Source organism: Cyanobium sp. Morenito 9A2 (assembly GCF_024345575.1).
Lineage (GTDB): Bacteria > Cyanobacteriota > Cyanobacteriia > PCC-6307 > Cyanobiaceae > ATX-6F1.
Genome location: NZ_JAGQBJ010000002.1, coordinates 176724 through 193914, shown reverse-complemented (window position 1 = coordinate 193914; position 17191 = coordinate 176724). Strand labels below are relative to the sequence as shown.

General features: G+C 64.6%; 15 protein-coding genes and 2 pseudogenes. 8 read left to right on the top strand and 9 right to left on the bottom strand.

Going from position 1 to position 17191, the window contains the following annotated elements:
- Positions 1-19: 19 nt before the first annotated feature.
- The 4 genes from KBY88_RS04440 to queA all read left to right on the top strand — a co-directional run bounded on the left by KBY88_RS04440 (position 20) and on the right by queA (position 5050).
- Positions 20-1927: an AMP-binding protein gene (locus KBY88_RS04440; protein WP_254938696.1), complete on the top strand. Its 1908-nt coding sequence runs from the start codon at positions 20-22 to the stop codon at positions 1925-1927.
- 83 nt (positions 1928-2010) lie between these two features.
- Entirely contained in the window at positions 2011-2457 is a 447-nt protein-coding gene (locus KBY88_RS04435; protein ID WP_254938695.1) for a YlqD family protein, read from the top strand.
- 59 nt (positions 2458-2516) lie between these two features.
- Positions 2517-3899: a dihydrolipoamide acetyltransferase family protein gene (locus tag KBY88_RS04430; protein ID WP_254938694.1), complete on the top strand. Its 1383-nt coding sequence runs from the start codon at positions 2517-2519 to the stop codon at positions 3897-3899.
- A gap of 5 nt (positions 3900-3904) precedes the next feature.
- Entirely contained in the window at positions 3905-5050 is a 1146-nt protein-coding gene (gene queA, locus KBY88_RS04425; RefSeq protein WP_254938693.1) for a tRNA preQ1(34) S-adenosylmethionine ribosyltransferase-isomerase QueA, read from the top strand.
- A 57-nt stretch (positions 5051-5107) separates the two neighbouring features.
- Here queA and KBY88_RS04420 read toward each other — a convergent pair whose 3' ends face one another.
- From KBY88_RS04420 to KBY88_RS04410, 3 genes are all read right to left on the bottom strand, one after another.
- The gene (locus KBY88_RS04420) at positions 5108-5707 is read right to left on the bottom strand and encodes a superoxide dismutase (RefSeq protein ID WP_254938692.1); all 600 of its coding nucleotides are present in this window, start codon (positions 5705-5707) and stop codon (positions 5108-5110) included.
- Between the two features lie 111 nt (positions 5708-5818).
- Positions 5819-6490: an FKBP-type peptidyl-prolyl cis-trans isomerase gene (locus KBY88_RS04415; protein ID WP_254938691.1), complete on the bottom strand. Its 672-nt coding sequence runs from the start codon at positions 6488-6490 to the stop codon at positions 5819-5821.
- Positions 6491-6576: 86 nt separating this feature from the next.
- A complete protein-coding gene (locus KBY88_RS04410; protein ID WP_254938690.1) occupies positions 6577-6918 on the bottom strand; it encodes a phasin family protein in 342 nt (113 codons plus the stop codon).
- A 72-nt stretch (positions 6919-6990) separates the two neighbouring features.
- Here KBY88_RS04410 and lnt point away from each other — a divergent pair, with 72 nt between their 5' ends.
- Both lnt and KBY88_RS04400 read left to right on the top strand, forming a co-directional pair.
- Positions 6991-8487 carry an apolipoprotein N-acyltransferase gene (gene lnt, locus KBY88_RS04405; RefSeq protein ID WP_254938689.1) on the top strand — a complete coding sequence of 499 codons (1497 nt, stop codon included), beginning with the start codon at positions 6991-6993 and terminating at the stop codon, positions 8485-8487.
- Between the two features lie 826 nt (positions 8488-9313).
- A pseudogene (locus tag KBY88_RS04400) lies at positions 9314-9446 on the top strand (high light inducible protein); the annotation flags it as partial.
- Positions 9447-9824: 378 nt separating this feature from the next.
- On the opposite strand, the gene KBY88_RS04395 reads toward KBY88_RS04400, so the two are convergent.
- On the bottom strand, positions 9825-10085 hold the full coding sequence (locus tag KBY88_RS04395; protein WP_254938833.1) for a hypothetical protein: 261 nt from the start codon (positions 10083-10085) through the stop codon (positions 9825-9827).
- A gap of 488 nt (positions 10086-10573) precedes the next feature.
- Here KBY88_RS04395 and KBY88_RS16385 point away from each other — a divergent pair.
- Both KBY88_RS16385 and KBY88_RS04390 read left to right on the top strand, forming a co-directional pair.
- Positions 10574-10918, top strand: a pseudogene (locus KBY88_RS16385) (YcgJ family protein); the annotation flags it as partial.
- Between the two features lie 12 nt (positions 10919-10930).
- Positions 10931-11644: a YcgJ family protein gene (locus KBY88_RS04390; RefSeq protein WP_254938688.1), complete on the top strand. Its 714-nt coding sequence runs from the start codon at positions 10931-10933 to the stop codon at positions 11642-11644.
- Positions 11645-13320: 1676 nt separating this feature from the next.
- On the opposite strand, the gene KBY88_RS04385 is transcribed toward KBY88_RS04390, so the two are convergent.
- From KBY88_RS04385 to KBY88_RS16230, 5 genes are all read right to left on the bottom strand, one after another.
- A complete protein-coding gene (locus KBY88_RS04385) occupies positions 13321-14139 on the bottom strand; it encodes a hypothetical protein (protein ID WP_254938687.1) in 819 nt (272 codons plus the stop codon).
- A gap of 89 nt (positions 14140-14228) precedes the next feature.
- On the bottom strand, positions 14229-15704 hold the full coding sequence (locus KBY88_RS04380; RefSeq protein WP_254938686.1) for a DUF1254 domain-containing protein: 1476 nt from the start codon (positions 15702-15704) through the stop codon (positions 14229-14231).
- Positions 15705-16034: 330 nt separating this feature from the next.
- A complete protein-coding gene (locus KBY88_RS04375; protein WP_254938685.1) occupies positions 16035-16502 on the bottom strand; it encodes a DDE-type integrase/transposase/recombinase in 468 nt (155 codons plus the stop codon).
- A complete protein-coding gene (locus KBY88_RS16235) occupies positions 16499-16648 on the bottom strand; it encodes an IS3 family transposase (protein ID WP_396102582.1) in 150 nt (49 codons plus the stop codon). Before KBY88_RS16235 ends, KBY88_RS04375 begins: the two co-directional genes overlap by 4 nt.
- Before the next feature lie 343 nt (positions 16649-16991).
- Positions 16992-17153 carry a transposase gene (locus KBY88_RS16230; protein ID WP_396102523.1) on the bottom strand — a complete coding sequence of 54 codons (162 nt, stop codon included), beginning with the start codon at positions 17151-17153 and terminating at the stop codon, positions 16992-16994.
- Positions 17154-17191: the final 38 nt, after the last annotated feature.

Sequence of the window (17191 nt, the reverse complement as noted above, 5' to 3'; positions counted from 1 at the left end):
TCCCCCCGCAGCACGGCCGGTGAACGCCGAGATCCACTGGCAGGCCGATGCCGATGACCGCCGCGCCCTGGCCGGCCGCACCGACTGGAGCCAGCTCACCGGAATCGAGCAGCTCTGGGGCGAGCTCGATCGCCTCTATGGCGAGGCTCCCGCCCTTGACGCCCCCCATGGCCGCCATCCCGAGCAACTCACCTACCGGGAGCTGCACCTGCGGATCGAGCAGGCGGCTGCGGCCTTTGTCGCCCTGGGCCTGGCGCCGGGCGAGCGGGTGGCCCTGTTCGCCGAGAACGGCCCCCGCTGGCTGGTGGCGGACCAGGGGCTGATGCGCGCCGGCGCCGCCGATGCCGTGCGCGGCAGTGCCGCGCCCAGCGACGAGCTGCTTTACATCCTTGAGGATTCCGGCTCCGTGGCCCTGGTGGTGGAGTCGGCGGCCCTGCTGGGCAAGCTTGGTTTCGACCATGGGGCCCTGGCCGCCCTGCGTTTTGTGGTCGTGCTGGAGGGGGAGGCCCCCGCGGTTGCCCCCTGGCCCTGCCTGGATTGGGCGGCGTTGCTGGAGCGGGGGGCTGCCGCCCCGCAGGCGCCCCCCTCACCGCCAGATCCAGGGCGCTTGGCGACGCTTCTCTACACATCGGGCACCACTGGCGCCCCCAAGGGGGTGCCCCTCAGCCACGCCAACCTGCTGCACCAGATCCGCACCCTCGGGGTGGCGGTGAACCCTTCGCCGGGGGATCGGGTGGTGAGCGTCCTGCCGATCTGGCACGCCTACGAACGCACGGCTGAATACCTGCTGCTGGCCTGCGGCTGCCACCAGACCTACACCACGCTCAAGCAGTTGCGCCCCGACCTCCAGCGGGTGCGCCCCAGCTACATGATCAGCGTCCCGCGGCTCTGGGAGGCGCTCCTTTCGGGCTTTGAGGATGCCCTGGCCGCGATGCCCGCCCGTCGTCAGAAGCTGCTCAAAGCGGCCCTGGCGGTGGGGCGGCTCCACTGCACCTCCCGTCGACAGGCGCTTGACCTCACCCTCACCCAGGAAGCGCCCCTGGCCCGGCTCCAGGGGGCGGCCCTGGCGGCGATCACCTGGCCCGTGCAGAGGCTCGCGGCGGCGTTGTTCTGGCCCAAGGTGCGCCAGCAGCTCGCGGGCGGCGCCCTGCGCACCGCCATCAGCGGCGGCGGGGCCCTGGCCCCCCACGTGGATGGCTTCTTCGAGGTGATCGGCATCGAGTTGCTGGTGGGCTACGGCCTCACCGAAACCAGCCCGGTGCTCACCTGCCGGCGCCCCTGGGCCAACCGCCGCGGCAGCTCCGGCCGCCCCTTGCCCGGCACCTCCATCCGCATCGTCAATCCCGAAAGCCGTGCGCCCCTGGGCTGGGGCGAGCGGGGGCTGGTGTTGGCCAGGGGCCCCCAGGTGATGGCCGGTTACTTCCACAGGCCCGAGGCCACGGCCTCCGCCATCGACGCCCAGGGCTGGTTCGACACCGGTGACCTGGGCCTGCTGATTCCCGATGGCTCCCTGCTGCTGACTGGCCGGGCCAAGGACACGATCGTGCTCAGCAGCGGCGAGAACATCGAACCGGGCCCCCTGGAGGAGGCCCTGGCGGCGAGCCCCCTGGTGGAGCAGGTGCTGGTGGTGGGGCAGGACGAGCGTTTGCTGGGGGCCCTGGTGGTGCCCCGTGCCGACCCCCTGGCGGCGTTCCGCTCGCAGCTTTCGGACGCGTCCCAGGAAGCGTTGCTGCGGGCGCTCAAGGGCGAGTTCAACCGGCTGCTGGCGGCGCGGCCAGGTTCCCGGCCCGATGAGCGCCTGGGCGGTGTGGCCCTGGTGGAGCCGTTCAGCCTGGAGAACGGCCTGCTCACCCAGACCCTCAAGCAACGCCGCGATCGCATCACCGCCCGCGATCAGGCCGCGATCGAAGCCCTCTACGGGCGTTGAGGCCGTTGGGCGGTTCACCGCCCTTGAAGGTGATTGACCCCAGGCTGTTCGGCTGAGAGCCTGGAACTTGTTGGTCAGCACCCATGTCGGACGGTTCATCGCTCACGATCAAACGCACGATCACCGTGCGGGCGGTGGTGACCCCGCGCTGGAAGGAGGACGCCGAGCGCGAACTCAGCGGAGCCGTGGCGAACAGCGATGCCCAGCTCTCCCAGTTGGAGCAGGAGGGCCAAGCGCTGATCGATGAGATCCGGCGCCAGAGCGCCAATCCCCTCGATCCCAGGGTGGGCGAGCAGGTGAATTCGGTGCACCAGCAGGTGGCCGCCAAGCGGGCCGAGCTTGAGGAGCAGAAGCGCACCTTGCTGGAACAGCAGCGCCAGGTGCAGGAGCTGGAGTTTGAGCAGATCGTCGAGCAGGGCCAGCTCGAGAGCAGCACCAAGGTGAAGGTGGGCGACAACCTGGTGGAGAAGCTGCAGGTAGCGCTGGTGGTGCGCGATGGCATCGTCGAATCGATCGAAGGCCAGCTCTGAGCTGATCGCGCCAAGGCGCACCCGTAAAATCGCGCACATCACCCGTGCGGGATTCAGCGTTGGCGACCCACGAAATCTTCATGCCCGCCCTCAGCTCCACGATGACGGAGGGCAAGATCGTGGAGTGGCTCAAGAAGCCTGGCGATAAGGTCGCCCGCGGCGAATCCGTGCTGGTGGTCGAGTCGGACAAGGCCGACATGGACGTGGAAGCCTTCGAAGAGGGCTTCCTGGCCACCGTGCTGCTGCCGGCCGGTGGCACGGCGCCCGTGGGCGAAACGATTGGCCTGATCGTCGAAACCGAGGCTGAGATCGCGGCGGTGGCGGCCTCGGCGCCCGCCGCCCCCATGGCAGCCGCCCCCATGGCAGCCGCCCCCATGGCAGCCGCTCCCGCAGCCCCAACCGCTCCTGCCGCTGCCGTGTCGGCCCCTGGGGCCGCGGCGCCCGTTGCAGCACCTGAGGCCGTGGCTGCCCCTGCCCCTGTGGTCACCCCAGCTGTGCCGGCGCCCGCCAATGGCGACGGCCGTCTGGTGGCCACCCCCCGGGCCCGCAAGCTCGCCTCCCAGCTGGGGGTGGCCCTGGCGGGTCTGCGCGGCAGCGGCCCCGGTGGCCGTGTTCAGGCTGAAGACGTGGAGCTCGCCGCCGGGCGGGCCGTGAGCGTGCCCCGGGTCGCCGAAGGCACGGCCCCCGCCGCGCTGGCGGCCCCGGGCGCTCCCGGCTCCAACGGCGCCGCAACAGCCCCGGCCCCGGCCGGCCAGAGCTTCGGCTCCCCCGGCGAGACAGTGGCCTTCAACACCCTGCAGCAGGCGGTCAACCGCTCGATGCTGGCGAGCCTTGAAGCGCCCACCTTCCGGGTGGGGTACACGATCACCACTGACAAGCTCGACGCCTTCTACAAGCAGGTGAAACCCAAGGGCGTCACCATGACCGCCCTGCTGGCCAAGGCCGTGGCCCTCACCCTGGCCCGTCATCCCCAGCTCAACGCCGCCACCAGCCCCGCCGGCATCGCCTACCCGGCCGCCATCAACGTGGCCGTGGCCGTGGCCATGGACGACGGCGGCCTGGTGACTCCCGTACTGGCGGCCGCCGATCACACTGATCTCTATGCCCTCTCGCGCAGCTGGGCCGACCTGGTGGCCCGGGCGCGCACCAAGCAGCTCAAACCCGATGAGTACAGCACCGGCAGCTTCACGCTCTCCAACCTCGGCATGTTCGGGGTCGATCGCTTCGATGCGATTCTTCCCCCCGGCACCGGCGCGATCCTGGCGGTGGCCGCCTCGCGGCCCGTGGTGGTCGCGCTCAAGGATGGCTCGATCGCCGTGCGCCGTCAGATGCAGGTGAATCTCACCGCCGACCACCGGGTGATCTATGGCACCCATGCCGCCGCCTTCCTGCAGGATCTGGCCCGCCTGATCGAGACCAACCCGGAAAGCCTGGCCCTCTGAGCGCCATGGGCCCGGGTGACTCCCTCGCGGCGGATCTGAGCCTGTCGAGTTATGGGTTCGAGCTGCTGGAGAGCTCCATCGCCCAGCGGCCGGTGGAACCCCGCCATGGCGCCCGCCTGCTGGCGGTGGAGCCGATCGGGGCGCATGGGCCCTTGGCACGATCGCTCACGGTCTGGGATCTGCAGCACGAACTGGAGCCCGGCGATCTGCTGGTGGTCAACGACACGCGGGTGCTCCAGGCCCGCCTCAGCGCCCGGCGCGCGAGCGGCGGGGTGGTGGAGCTGCTGGTGCTGCAGCCCTGGCACCAGCGGAGCACCGGCGAGGGGGACGACAGCTGCTGGCTCTGCCTGGCCCGCCCCGCCAAGCGCCTGCGCCCCGGGGAGGTGTTGAAGCTGGAGGCCGCCGGCCAGCCCCCCCTGGAGCTGCCGGTGGTGGCGGTGGACGAGGCCAGTGGCGGCCGGGTGGTCCGCTTTCCGCCGCAGTGCACCAGCGCCGAGCGGATCGAGGGGCTGCTGGAGCGCTACGGCACCATGCCGCTGCCTCCCTACATCCACGAGCACGACGCCGCAGACCGGACCCGCTACCAGACCCGTTACGCCGCGCGGCCCGGGGCGGTGGCGGCCCCCACCGCCGGCCTGCACCTCAGCGATGAGCTGTTGGAGGCCCTGGCGGCCAAGGGGGTGGCGATCGCGCGCCTCACCCTGCATGTGGGGCTGGGCACCTTTCGGCCCGTGGAGCAGGAGGACCTCAGGAATCTGGAGCTGCACAGCGAATGGGTGGAGCTCCGCCCCGCATTGGTGGCCGCGGTGGAGCTCTGCCGCGCGAAGGGCGGGCGGGTGATCGCCATCGGCACCACCAGCGTGCGCGCCCTGGAGGGGGTGGCCGCCCTGCACGGGGGCGCCCTGGTGCCGTTCATGGGGCCGGTGAACCTGGTGATTCAGCCGGGGTTCCGCTTCCAGGTGGTGCAGGGCTTGCTCACCAACTTCCACCTGCCGCGCTCGTCGCTGTTGCTGCTGGTGAGTGCGCTGCTGGGCCGCGAGCGGCTGCTGGCGCTCTACGGCGAGGCGATCGCCCAGGGCTACCGCTTCTTCTCCTACGGCGATGCGATGTGGATCCCGCCGCAGGCGGTGCTGCCGGTGGCCAGGCCGTGAGGCCATGAAAAAGCCCCCGGGGTCTCCGGGGGCCAAGGGGTCGCGATCAGGGATGGATCAGGCGGCGGCCAGGTTGGCGGCCACGAACTCCCAGTTCACCAGCTTGTCGAGGAAGGTGCTGATGTAGTCGGGACGGCGGTTCTGGTAGTCGAGGTAGTAGGCGTGCTCCCAGACATCCATGGTCAGAAGAGCCTTCTGGCCGTGGGCCAGGGGCAGGTCGGCGTTGCCGGTCTTGGTGATCTTGAGGGTGCCGCCATCAAGCACCAACCAGGCCCAGCCGCTGCCGAACTGGGTGGCCCCTGCCGCTTTGAACTGCTCGGTGAACGCCTCGAAACTCCCGAAATCAGCGTTGATCTTCTCGGCCAGGGCGCCTGTGGGCGCACCGCCACCGCCTGGCTTGAGGCTCTGCCAGTAAAAGGTGTGGTTCCAGACCTGGGCGGCATTGTTGAAGACACCCGCCTTGGTGGCCTCCCCGGCCACGGCCAGGATGACCTCTTCCAGGCTCTTGGCCTCCAAATCGGTGCCGGCCACCAGGTTGTTGAGGTTGTTCACGTAGGCGGCGTGGTGCTTGCCGTGGTGAAACTCCAGGGTCTGGCGTGAGATATGGGGCTCGAGCGCATCGAGGTCGTAGGGGAGCGCGGGGAGCGTGTGAGCCATGAAATCGGAGCTATTCCAGGTTGAAGGCTCACTTTAACGACGGGATTGGCCGCCGCTGGGTGGCCCCAGCGACCCAGCTCCCGTGATCAAGCCAGTGCTCCTTTTGGAGGCTCAGCCGCCGACGCGTAACAGTTCCACTTCGAAGATCAAGGTGGCGTTGGGGGGAATCACGCCGCCGGCGCCTCGCTCGCCGTAGGCCAGATCGGGGGGAATCACCAGCTTGCGCTTGCCGCCCACCTTCATGCCGGCCACCCCCTCGTCCCAGCCTTTGATCACCCGGCCGCCGCCGAGGGGGAAGCTGAAGGGTTGGTTACGGCTGTAGCTGCTGTCGAACTCCTTGCCATCGGGCAGGGTGCCCCGGTAGTTCACCACCACCGCCTGTCCTGCGACGGCTTCGTCACCGGTGCCGACCACCAGATCGGTGATGCGCAGTCCGCTGGGGGTGACCCGCTCCTTGGCCGCAGTGAGGTCGCCGCCGAGGGCGCCGGCCTGGGCGATCTCGGTGGCGGTTGCGCTGGAGTCGGAGCTGAGGTCTGAGGCCATGGTGAACAGGGAGGGGTTGGGGTCATTGGGATCGAGCTCGAAGCGGCCCAGGGCCGGCTGGGCAGGGGCGCCCGGAGCACCGCCGCCGGCCAGGGCCGTGGAGGTGAGGGCAACGGCCGGTTGCGTAACGCCCCCGTTGACGGCGCTGGCGTTCACCGCCGTCGGGGCCACGAGCTGGCTCACCAGGGCGAGCAGCAGGCAGGCCACGCAAACGCCGGAGCTGATCAGGATGTCGCGCATGGCCTGGGCCCACTGCAAGTGGGCCCGATTCTGCCAGTCAGCTTCATCGGCCCATCAGCTTCAAGGGTGCTGGTCGATCCGGAGCATCAATCGGGGACCTCACTGCGATCCAGTCGGTTGCGCAGGAGTTGTTCGAGGCGATCGATCCGACCGCGGAGCTCATCGACTTCCTTCTGCCGGGCCAGGCCCACGTCTTGAAGGAAGTGATCCAGGTTGCGCTCCAAGTCTCGCTCCACCTGCTTCTGCACCTCGGGATCCTCCCCGCGCAGCCCCGTCAGCACCGCGTCCACCAAGGTGGCGGCCTGGGAGGGATCCAGCCGTCCGCTGCTGACCCAGTCCTGGGTGACATGCCGCAAGCGATCGGCGACCAAGGAGGTGGTCCCCAGACCCCGGAGCAGCACTTGCTGGAGAAGGTTGTCACGATCCATGGCCATGGGGTGGGTGCCTGAGGGCGGTGAAGGGACGTGGGTTGACCCTGGCGCTCCCTAGCGTCCCTTGCGATGGGCAATGACCGGCGTATGGGGGGGCTCACCGCCCTGGGGGGGGGGCTGCTGGCCGGTGTCGCTCTGCCGCCACTGGGATGGCCGCCCCTGCTCTGGCTGGCGCTGGTGCCCCTGTGGAGGGAGTCCGTGGGCCCGAGGCCCCGGCCGTTTCTGGTGGGCTGTTTCTGGGGTTTCGCCGCGGTGCTGGTTTCCCACCGTTGGCTGCTGGCGCTGCATCCCCTCGATTGGGTGGGGGTGCCGTTGCCCTTGAGTCTGCCGCTCGTGACCGCGCTTTGGATCGGTCTTGGCCTGCTGGGGGGACTGCTGGTGGGCGTTTGGCGCCTGTTGGTGGAGCGCCTGGGGAGCGAGCGCTTCAGCACGGCCCTGATCGGGGCCTTGCTTTGGGGGCTCGCTGAGACACTCCTGGCGAAAGGGCCCTTGTTCTGGATCGGCCTGGGGGCAGCGGCGCTTCCGGGTGATCCGCCCCTGGCGGGGCTGGCGGCCCTGGGGGGGAGTGCCCTGGTGGCCGCGGCTCAACTGCTGATGGCTTGGGCCCTGGCGCGCGCCTTCGGGGCCGTGGGGTCCCCGTGGCGGCGCTGGACGGTGCTGGGGGCTCTGGTGCTGACGTTTCACCTGGTGGGGGCCTTGGCCCCTTCCGGGGCAGCGCCAGCAACGGCGGCCCTGCCGCCCGTGCGGCTGCTGGTGCTGCAACCTGCCATCCCCACCCGGGAGAAGTTTCGCTTCAGCCAGCAGCAGCGTCTACTCGATCTGCTGGCCATGGCCCAGCGAGAGGCCGACCAGCGTCACGTCGACGGCCTGGTGCTGCCTGAGGGGGCCCTGCCGCTGGGCCAGCCCTTGCCCTTGCGGACCGAAGCGGTGGTGCTGGGCGGGGGCTTTCGCTACGCCAGTGAGCAGCTGCGCAGCAGCCTGCTGCGCTTTTCCCCGGGCGAGCAGCTCCCCGGGCACTGGGTCGACAAGCACCGCTTGGTGCCCCTCGGCGAGTGGGTGCCTTTCGCCGACTGGTTCCGCTGGGCGGGGCTCTCGGCCGTGGGCGGCGTCACGCCGGGAGTGCCCTCGCGCCTGCTGGCGGCGCAGGGCTCCAGCCCCGTTGGGGCCATCGGGGTGGCCATCTGCTACGAGCTCAGCGATGGGGCCGCCCTGGCCGACGCCGTGCGCGGCGGCGCCGGTTGGCTGCTGGCCAGCGCCAACCTTGATCCGTACCCGGCCCAGCTGCAGGACCAATTCGTGGCCCTGGCCCGCCTGCGGGCCATCGAAACCGGCCGCTGGCTGGTGAGCTCGGCCAACACAGGCCCCTCGCTCGTGGTGGATGCCCAGGGCCGGGTTCAGAGGCGCCTGGAGGCCGGCCGTACCCGCACCGGCGTGATGGAGCTTCAGCCGCTCCGCTCCCTCACCCCTTACGACCGCTGGGGTGACGCTCCGTTGTGGTTGGCGCTTGGCGGGGTGGTGGTCATGCGGGTCTACAGGAACAGAGGCGGCAGGGTGGGCGGCACGTAGGTCGTCTTGCTCCGGCGACCTGTGGTCTGGTGGAAGGTCTGCGTGCTGAACAGCTTTGAGCAGAAGCCTTCCCGTGGCTGTTGCCTCCGTCGGCCATGGCGATGGTGAAGACCCCCAGGTTCGGAGCGCGGCGCGGCTCCGATGGGTCGCCAGAAGCCTTCGCCAAGGCATCGCGGTCCTGGCTGCACGCCCCACGGGCCCCGGCAGCAGACCCCAAAGAACCCTGGCCTGGCCTGGTTCCTTCAAGGGAGCCCAGCGGATTTGAACCGCTGACCCTCCGCAGGCCTGGGATCACCTGCTTTGCTCAGAACCATTGCTGCGCCATTGATTTGAGGCTGAACAGGATTCGAGTCGTGCCGTTTTGATGGGGCATCGGGATGCGTCCAGTCCATGGCTGGCCTCCCCTGTGAGTGTCCTTGTCGAGGCGATGGAGCGCATGGAACACCCCACCCTTTGCCAGGCTCGTATGGAACGACCGGGTCGCGGGGACAGGCTGGGGTCCACCACCAGAACCTGGTTCAGATCGCTCATCGAGTCGATGGCGTCGTGTGTTGGCCTGGGGAACCTCGCTGGCCTCAGCAGGCCAGGGGCAGGAGTCGTGGCGGCAGCGGCTGGAGCGCGGGCGGTGAACTCCTGCACATGGGCCAGGGAGGCGTCTTGCTCTGGCCAGTGGGGGGTCCCAGGTGGCCCAACAGGACCTCAATGCCCTGCCAGGAGGAACTCCAGAACTGGGGCAACCGCCGGGCGGGCGGGCCAAGTCCCGGAAGCTCGTTACCGGCTGTTGCAAATGGACAAGTCATGCCTTGCAGCCATGGCTGCTTGAACTGCCCGCTTTGGTTTTGTTGCTTTTGCTGAAACCTGTAACGGCCGCCTGCCTGGCCAGGCTCGGATTCGTGATCGGCATGGGTGCTGAACTGCTGACAGGCCAAGGCCTCCTGGCCCAGATCGTTCTGGGCTGAACAGCCTATCCGCCGATGGCTCAACAGCCATCAATCGCCTGATCACGGTTGTGGTGGTGCCCATGGCGATGGTGACCTTGGATGCCAGGGGTTCCTCTGTAGGACCCGCCCACTCCAACTGACTCCAGCGCTGGCTGGCGGAAGCAGGCAAGAGGCGCTCCACCAACGGGAGACGAGTCAGCCTGGGCTTTTGCGAGGGGTTCTTTCATGTCCCTAGCGCCACGGAATCGGCCCCCAACGGTGGCCCTGCTGCGATCAGTGCTGATGGATGGCCAGAGCTCACCGGTGCCTGGGGTCGGCCACGACGGCAGATAAAGCCAATCGGGCTCTGACGCGTGCAAGAGATGCCAACCGCTGGGTTCTCAGCTTGCCAGCTGATCAGAAAATCCACAGGGTTTTCTTTTTGCAGTAGCCAGCTCCAATGTTCATCCATCCAGAGTCACAGGGCTTTCCATAAGTTGGCTTCACCTGGTAGTAGATGGGTGAATTGCAATGCTGCTTCAGGTCATTCACATACCCCAGCGGACATTGGTCATTTCCCGGGAGTTTGGGAATCCGCTTTTGAGCCAACGTTGCCTCGGGGAGCAGCAAGGGGAGACCCAGGAGCACAGTGGCCAGGCCGAGAGGCAGCTTTTGCATGGAGTGGGGCAGCAGGTGATCAAACCCTAGGAGTTTGTTGCCCGTAGCACCACCACGTTTCGTCCAGGCGGCGGTCCAAACCACTTCGTGTGTTCTTGGGCTCAGGTCCTGTGACAACTGGATCGGAAGGACCCACTGAGGCCCATCAGTGGTTCGGCGGTGAGCAGTTGGCTGGTGATCAAGATACCTCCGCAGACCTTCACGGCCCCAGCGGTGTGTCTCTGCGTTTCATGGGGCTTTCTGGTGCGCGGGCTTGCTTGCCTGGAGAAGCCCGCTGGGCGAAAGGTCCAGTTTCTGGGCTTCAGTTTGGCAGACATGCTGGTCAGCCGGAAGGTCGACGAAGGGCTGATCACAAGGAACGCGCCAGGGAGGCAGTTGGTGAGCAGAATAGCCGTTGATATAGATGCGACCCAATTGCAACTCAGCAGTGGAAAGATGTGAGCAAATCAATTGCTTTCAAGTCGATGAAATGAGGCTAGAGTGATCGTATGCAACTAACTTCTTCAATGCCTGTGTCATCCAGCCGCGGTCTGTTTCTAGCTCTAGGGGTTTGTGGCCTGGCCCTCGCTCATCCAGCTCCAGGCTCCGCTGCTGAGCTGCAGTTCCCAGCCGCTGGCGTGCTTTGTGATCCTGGTGCATCCATCTGTTACGACCAGCGTGGTGCCTCCATCCCCCTGACCGCGAGATATCTGGGGTCTTTTGCGGCCCAGCGTCTCAGCAGCAGCCTTGCTGGCCGCGCCCCTCTGCAGCAGTTTCAGATGAGCAACGGGGCTTCTTGCAGCCTCACCGATCGACGGTGCTGGAAACCTCGCCAGCTCGATCCTGCGCTCACCGAGCGCTTGTTCATGACCGACACCAGCGGGACAGGAACCCCCAGCCCCGCCGGGTTGAACTTCCCTGCTCTCGGAGTTCTTTGCGATGGGGGTGCGTCCATCTGCTACGACCAGCGGGGGGGCTCAATCCCTCTCACCCAGACCTACTTCGGTTCCCTGGCGGCCCAGCGGCTGAGCAGCAGCCTTGCCGGCCGTGCGCCCCAGCAGCAGTTTGTGTTGAGCAACGGGGTCTATTGCAACCTCGCCGATCGACGCTGCTGGAGTGATGGCTGGAACCGCCGGCAGCCGGATACGGTACTTTCCAATCGGCTGTTCAATGCAGAAACCACCACTGCAGGCAGGAGCATCACCAAGGAGGATGGTTTGTGCACATTGAGCCAAGGTGGGGTCGCGCTGTTCAGCGGAGGCTGCGGACTGAGTCTGGTGAGCCAGAGTGGAACCACCCGTTACGTGGTCAGGCTCACTAACGGCACCACTTACAACTTCTCCAACCGAAGCGGACAGTTTCAGTTGATTGATAGTTACGGGACCTGGCCCGTGACGATCTCGAATCAGGGAAACACAGGCCTATTCCGCTGGCGGGATGTACAGCTTTCGGCCACACGACAAGGGACCAGCGAGATGCCCTACAACGGCAGTCCTAATGGCAGCGGCCCGTACAGTGGTGGCGCGGTCAACCCTGCTCTGGGCGGCGTACTCAACCTGATTCAATCCCTGTTTCGCTGAGTATGGTCAACCTTTAGACCACTAAACAACTGCTCATTGGGCTGAGAACGCCCCCAATCAGCGCGAGGGTAGGTCCTGCTGCTCGATTGTTTCGTGACGCAGAAGCTGCCCATACCACAGCAACAGGACCAGGCCCTCGATGAGCGTTGCCCGACGTGATGCACAGGAGACTGTGGACAGTGGAGACACCTTGCCAGCAACACTCTTGTCGTCAGCGATTGGAGGGGTTGAGGGCCAACTGGTCGAGGAGTCCAACGACCTGGACGGGGTGCTGGGTGCAACTTTGATGCTGGAGTTCCCTGCTCCCTTACTCCCTACTCCCTTGCGCAGGTGTGCTCTGAACACCCCTGAAACTAACTCGTTGCAAGTGGAGTCGTGGGGTGCATCCTGGACGCCGACAGGGGAAGCAGGGGAGCCTCAGATCAACCGTGGCAGGAAGGACTCAAGTGAAAGCCGTTACCACCGGACCGAATGAGACGTGGGCTGCGGTGCACACTTTTGTGAGGTCGCCGATTGAAGCATCGGCAGTGGGATGCTTCCGTACTCCAGCCAGACCTGTCGTGGAGGGAGCAGCCGAACCCCAGCAGCCCCACCCCATGAATGCCTCGCCAGGACAAGCACTGGGCCTTGGCAGGACCGGGTTCATGAAAGATGTAATCCCTCTCATCGGCACACCCAGGGTGTTGAAAACATGCCAATGCGCCCATGCAGCGAAGCCATCTGGCCGATGGCTTTTGCGCAACAGTGGTCTGATGTGATGAGGCGGATGAGCCGGCTCCACCGGCAGAGCCTGGTCCTGATTCCAGATGAACTGGCCGTCGAGGTGATCATCCTCAGCAGATGAAGGAAAACCAGATGCTTGGAGCGCTGCCGACAAGGCCACGGTGGTGCTGAAGACCGCTGGGTCTGACGCCGCCACCGAGGTAATCAGCTCCTGCCGCGCGCGGGGGGCTGCAGAAGAGACGCTGGCGTCAGGCTGCCAAGGCCACTCCGGCGTTGAGGATGGTCAAGATAAAGGATCTCGAGAAGCTTCGCCCAGGATCTGCGCGATATTTACTCACTTTAGCCGAAAGCTGCTTCGAAGGCGTGGAGGGGACGTGACCTTCCTTCATCGGCTGAGCCATACCTTCTGCCATGAAGAAGAAGACCCGAAGGCTCAGTTTACCGTCGCCGAAGTGTCACATTTCCCAAGTAATCTGTGCAGATCAAACTGATCAAACCTTCGCCAATCAGGCCGTTGGCAGCGCCATGGCATTGTCGTGGGTGGCCCGCGTCTCCGCCGTCCCAAGAGCGATCCTGCGTTGGCAGAGGGGGCTGAGCAGCCGTATCTTGACGACCAGCGTCAATGGAATGCCGTCGAGGGCACGCTGGACCAGGGAAACCGGCTGTATCGATGGGATTTGATCCAGGAGAAGCTTGCCGTCACCCGTGGTTCAGCGATGGCGTTGAATGTTCTCGCATGAACCTTGGGAAGCCCTTTGATCTTCTTTTTGTGATGTAGTCTTGTTGCCAAGAGTTGCTCTTGGCCCATCTTGGAGCAGCCTGGAACTCGCAGCAGGCGCTGCTGAGTGGTCAGCCTGCTGTGGTCTGAGAATCAACCAGTATGGTGTTAGAAATCACCTGTTGTTGCCAGTTGAGTCCCAGACTCACGTTCTCAGGAGGCCCTGCATAAGCTGCTATCTGGCACCAGGGTTGTGCTGGTAGTTGCCCTCGAACTGATCGAGAACGATCGTGTTGGGAGGGTTGGCATCATAGCTGGACGACAGGATCATGTCCCTTTCCAGCGTGCGCGTCCGGTACCTCCATCCCGTCGGCAAGGTCAGGCGCTTACCAAGGTTCGGGAGGTTTTCGATGGTGTTAGTGGGATCCGCTTTCAGCGAGAGACTGAACATCGTGTAAACGGCGCCTTCGGGAGTGATTAGCTCGTTGACCTGCTCGCCAGCCTTGAAAATGAAGGTATTGGTACGTTTTGAGACTAATACCTTGTAGGCTACCGGCGGTCCCGCAACGAACTCGTTGAAACTTGGGACTTCAAACGTACCGTATAAGTACAAGGGAATCGTATTGATTGCCCTCTTCGTGCAGTCGTTGTAAGATACAGCAGTGAATCCGTTGGCGACGAATCGTCTCGGGCCATTGAAGAAAACCCCGTCACTTCCGTATTCCTTTTTCAACGACTCCGCCTGGAGGGACCGGAAGCGTGCATCCACGACTTCGTTGGATATGTCAAAGCTATTTCCGAGAGAGTTGTAGTAGTTGCCTATCCCGCCGCCGTTGGCTTCGCGGTTCATGAAGAGGATTTCGTAAAAGGCCTTTCCGCGCCAGTTCTCTCCCTTGACGGGACAAGGTTTCGACAGGCCGGCTGGAGGTGTTGATGGAGGGGCAGCTGCCTTTTGGGCAGTGGCTTGCGCTTGCGCAGTGGGATGCCAGCCCACCGCTGTGGCAAGCACTCCAGTTGTAAGAAAGGCAGACAGGAGGTTCTGAATACTTTTCATGATCGATCCTTTCGGTTGATTGGGTGAGGGGGAATCGAGATTTAATAAAGATATTGGCACTGATCAGAAATCGAGATTGGAGAATCTGATCATTGAGTCTGCATCACCGCAGGCGGTTTCCAGCTGCCTGTGCCGGGCGGCAGAATCGATGGCGGCGTGGGCTTTGGCCAGTAAAGGCGCATCACCATGTAGATCGGCCCGTTCGGCGCGGGCAGCCAGTTGGCTTCCTTGCCTTTGCCAGGCGAATCCTTCTGTATGTAGAGCGTAAGCGATTCGTCCGTGTTCCTTTTCAGCTGGGGCAGCATCGGCGAGTTGATCAGATACCGGTTGATCGGGTTATCGATCAGCAACTGTGTCTTGCCGTCGTACATCGTTACCGACCAGAACGAATTCACCGGCGGCAGCTGGTTCTTGCCGAACGTCAGCGTATAGCGGTGCTTGCTGCCGTCGAGTGCGGCGCCGGTGTTATCGGTCTTAGCCAGCGGGTACATGGCCTCGGCGGCATCGTTGCCGTAAATGCCGGCCAGCGCGGCGGCGGCACGAAGCTCGTAGTCACCCTTGAAAAAGGCGCGATCGCCGAATGCTGCACCGATGAGCCAGCCGTTGACATCCTTGCCGATCTTGTCACGCCGCTTCTTGATCGCCTCATAACCCTGCTTCACGGCCAGGCCCACCGCCGCTTTGTGTTCGATTGAAAGGTCCTTGAAGTCGAAGGTCTTGCCCGGGCCGATGCCGATACTGGCGAACTTGGCGCGCAACTCCTTCTCTTCTGCTACCACGGGCGCGAACTGGAGCAGGAAGTCGAGGGTGGCCGCAAAGTCGGTCTTGAACGGGTTCTGCCCCGCGAAGGGCAGAAAATCGATCGCCGGCGCAGCGGGTGGCGCCGGCTGCTTCAGGAAGGTTGACAGTGGCTCGGCGAGGAGGTCGGCCTGTACCTTCTTCACGTTGTCGATGTCGGCGGCATTGAAAAGTTGGGTGCGGAAGATGATCAAGCTGAACTGCGTCTCTGAGCGAAACACCTTGGCGATCCCTTCGGGCTTGTCGCCCTTCCAGTTGGGGCCAGCGACCAAGTAGCAGCCCGAGACGTTGCCGGTCGTACGGCTTCCAGCATAGCCGTAGTTGAACGAATAGAGGTCGGCCAGCTGCACTGAGAAGTAGCGCCCCTTATCGACCTCAGGCACACAGAACACCAGAGGCTCGGCGCGCAGGTCGGCCTGGATCATCGAATAAGGCGTATCTGCATTGGGCGTCGGGATCGCCGTGTCCTTGGGTGTGAAGGTCTTGGAGTCATTCCAGACTTGGTTGAAGCCGGTTTTGAACTGCGGCGACGCCCGATCGACGTTGAACTCATGCATCGCCTTGTAGGCAGCGATCATCGGAAAGCCGTAGATGTAGGCCTGCTGGGCGATGCGCTTCGTCTCCTCGATGCCAGGCGCCGTGATCCCGACCACAACGTCCTGCTGAGCCGCCTGACTGACCGCGTCGTCGCGCTTCCCACAGGCGCCAAGCATAGGCATCGACACGAGCAGCAAGCTGATCAGCCCGGCTCGAAACGCGTGGCTCACCTTACGATCGATTGTATGAGTCATTGGGAGCGACACCATTCATGAGCAAAATGATTCAACTTACTTTATGGCAAGAAGGAAAGCCTTGCAAAGCCGGCTTTGATGACCGTATGAAGCGATGGAATGAGCTTCAGCGCTGTTGATACGGTGACCCCCCCCGCAGACACACACAATCAGTCTCTCTGGTTGATCGTCAACACACAATGTAGATTGCGGCTTTAGCTTCTTGGAGACACTCGCCTCTCTATCTCTGATCATGGCTGACACACAGAATGTAGGCGTAACGATGGTTCTGGGTTTATGGGGTTACCCCGATTCAGTGGATCGTGATCAGGGCCTTGCGGGGGTGAGTTTATGGGTTGTTATGAACTGCTGCTCGTAGTCGATCGGGCTGAGGTAGCCGATCGTTGAGTGACGTCGCTCACGGTTGCAGTCACCGTCGATCCAGATGGCCAGATCACGCTGCAGATGCTCGGGCGTGTGCAGGGCCTCAGAGTCATCATCAAGGTTGAGCTCGTGTTTGAGGGTGGAGAAATAGCTTTCCACCTCAGCGTTGTCCCAGCAGCAGCCCTTGGTCGACATGCTGCAGCTGATCTTGTGGTCCTCCAGCCGCTGTCGGTAGGCCGTAGCGCGGTACTGGCTGCCCTGATCGGTGCGGATCAGGAGTTGATCGGGTTCGATCGGGCGATGGCCCAGGGCCCGGTTCAGGGCCTCCAGCACCAAGGAGGCCTCCATGGTGGCGCCCATGGCCCAGCCGACCACCCGGCGGCTTTGCTGTTGCTGTTGCTGTTGCGTCATGGCCTGTACCCACGTCGAGTCTTGGCCTTGAGTGCGGCCTTGTGCAGGAGCTGGGCGACGCGGTGCCGGCCCACCAATCGACCAGTGGCCCTCAGTTCCTGGTGGATCCGTGGGGCGCCGTAGAAGCCGCGGTGCTGCTCGAACACCGCGGGAACTTCAGGGGTGATGGCCCCGTTCTCCCGGGCCCCTCGACCCGGGTTCTGCTGCCGCTGCCGCCAGGCATAGAAACCTCTCCGGGCCACACCCAGCTGTTTGCACAGCCAGGACACAGAAAAGCGATCCGACAGGGTCTCAATCAGGCGAAACCTCTCGGCGGCAGCTGCTCTCACCGCAAAGGGAAGCCCTACGGGCTACGCAAAGTGCGCTGCCGCCAGCCTTAAAAAATCCTTCTCGCTCCGGAGCTCACGGTTCTCCTTGCGCAGCCAGGCCAGCTCAGCCCTCTCCTCGCCGGTGAGCTGCCCCTGATCTGCAGGGCCGTAATCACCCCGGTCAATGCGGGTCTGTCAGACCCCACTTGGCCAGGCTGCTGACAGGGAGGCCAAGTCGCTGAACATCAGCCGTGCAGCTGAGCCCCTCACTGAGGCAAAGCTCAATGGCCTCCTGCTTCTGCTGGGCCGTGAACCGGCGCCTGGTCTTGGTTGGGTTGGTCATCAATGGACAGTCTGAGGGTCATGGCGTGACTCCTATCG

Bases quoted from the DNA above. Each gene is read 5' to 3' on its own strand.
- KBY88_RS04435 (WP_254938695.1), top strand. From the start codon at position 2,011: ATGTCGGACGGTTCATCGCTCACGATCAAACGCACGATCACCGTGCGG.
- KBY88_RS04415 (WP_254938691.1), bottom strand. From the start codon at position 6,490: ATGCGCGACATCCTGATCAGCTCCGGCGTTTGCGTGGCCTGCCTGCTG.
- KBY88_RS04390 (WP_254938688.1), top strand. From the start codon at position 10,931: ATGACCGACACCAGCGGGACAGGAACCCCCAGCCCCGCCGGGTTGAAC.
- KBY88_RS04410 (WP_254938690.1), bottom strand. From the start codon at position 6,918: ATGGATCGTGACAACCTTCTCCAGCAAGTGCTGCTCCGGGGTCTGGGG.
- lnt (WP_254938689.1), top strand. From the start codon at position 6,991: ATGGGCAATGACCGGCGTATGGGGGGGCTCACCGCCCTGGGGGGGGGG.
- KBY88_RS16230 (WP_396102523.1), bottom strand. From the start codon at position 17,153: ATGACCAACCCAACCAAGACCAGGCGCCGGTTCACGGCCCAGCAGAAG.
- KBY88_RS04385 (WP_254938687.1), bottom strand. From the start codon at position 14,139: ATGAAAAGTATTCAGAACCTCCTGTCTGCCTTTCTTACAACTGGAGTG.
- KBY88_RS04375 (WP_254938685.1), bottom strand. From the start codon at position 16,502: ATGACGCAACAGCAACAGCAACAGCAAAGCCGCCGGGTGGTCGGCTGG.
- KBY88_RS04395 (WP_254938833.1), bottom strand. From the start codon at position 10,085: ATGCAAAAGCTGCCTCTCGGCCTGGCCACTGTGCTCCTGGGTCTCCCC.
- KBY88_RS04420 (WP_254938692.1), bottom strand. From the start codon at position 5,707: ATGGCTCACACGCTCCCCGCGCTCCCCTACGACCTCGATGCGCTCGAG.
- queA (WP_254938693.1), top strand. From the start codon at position 3,905: ATGGGCCCGGGTGACTCCCTCGCGGCGGATCTGAGCCTGTCGAGTTAT.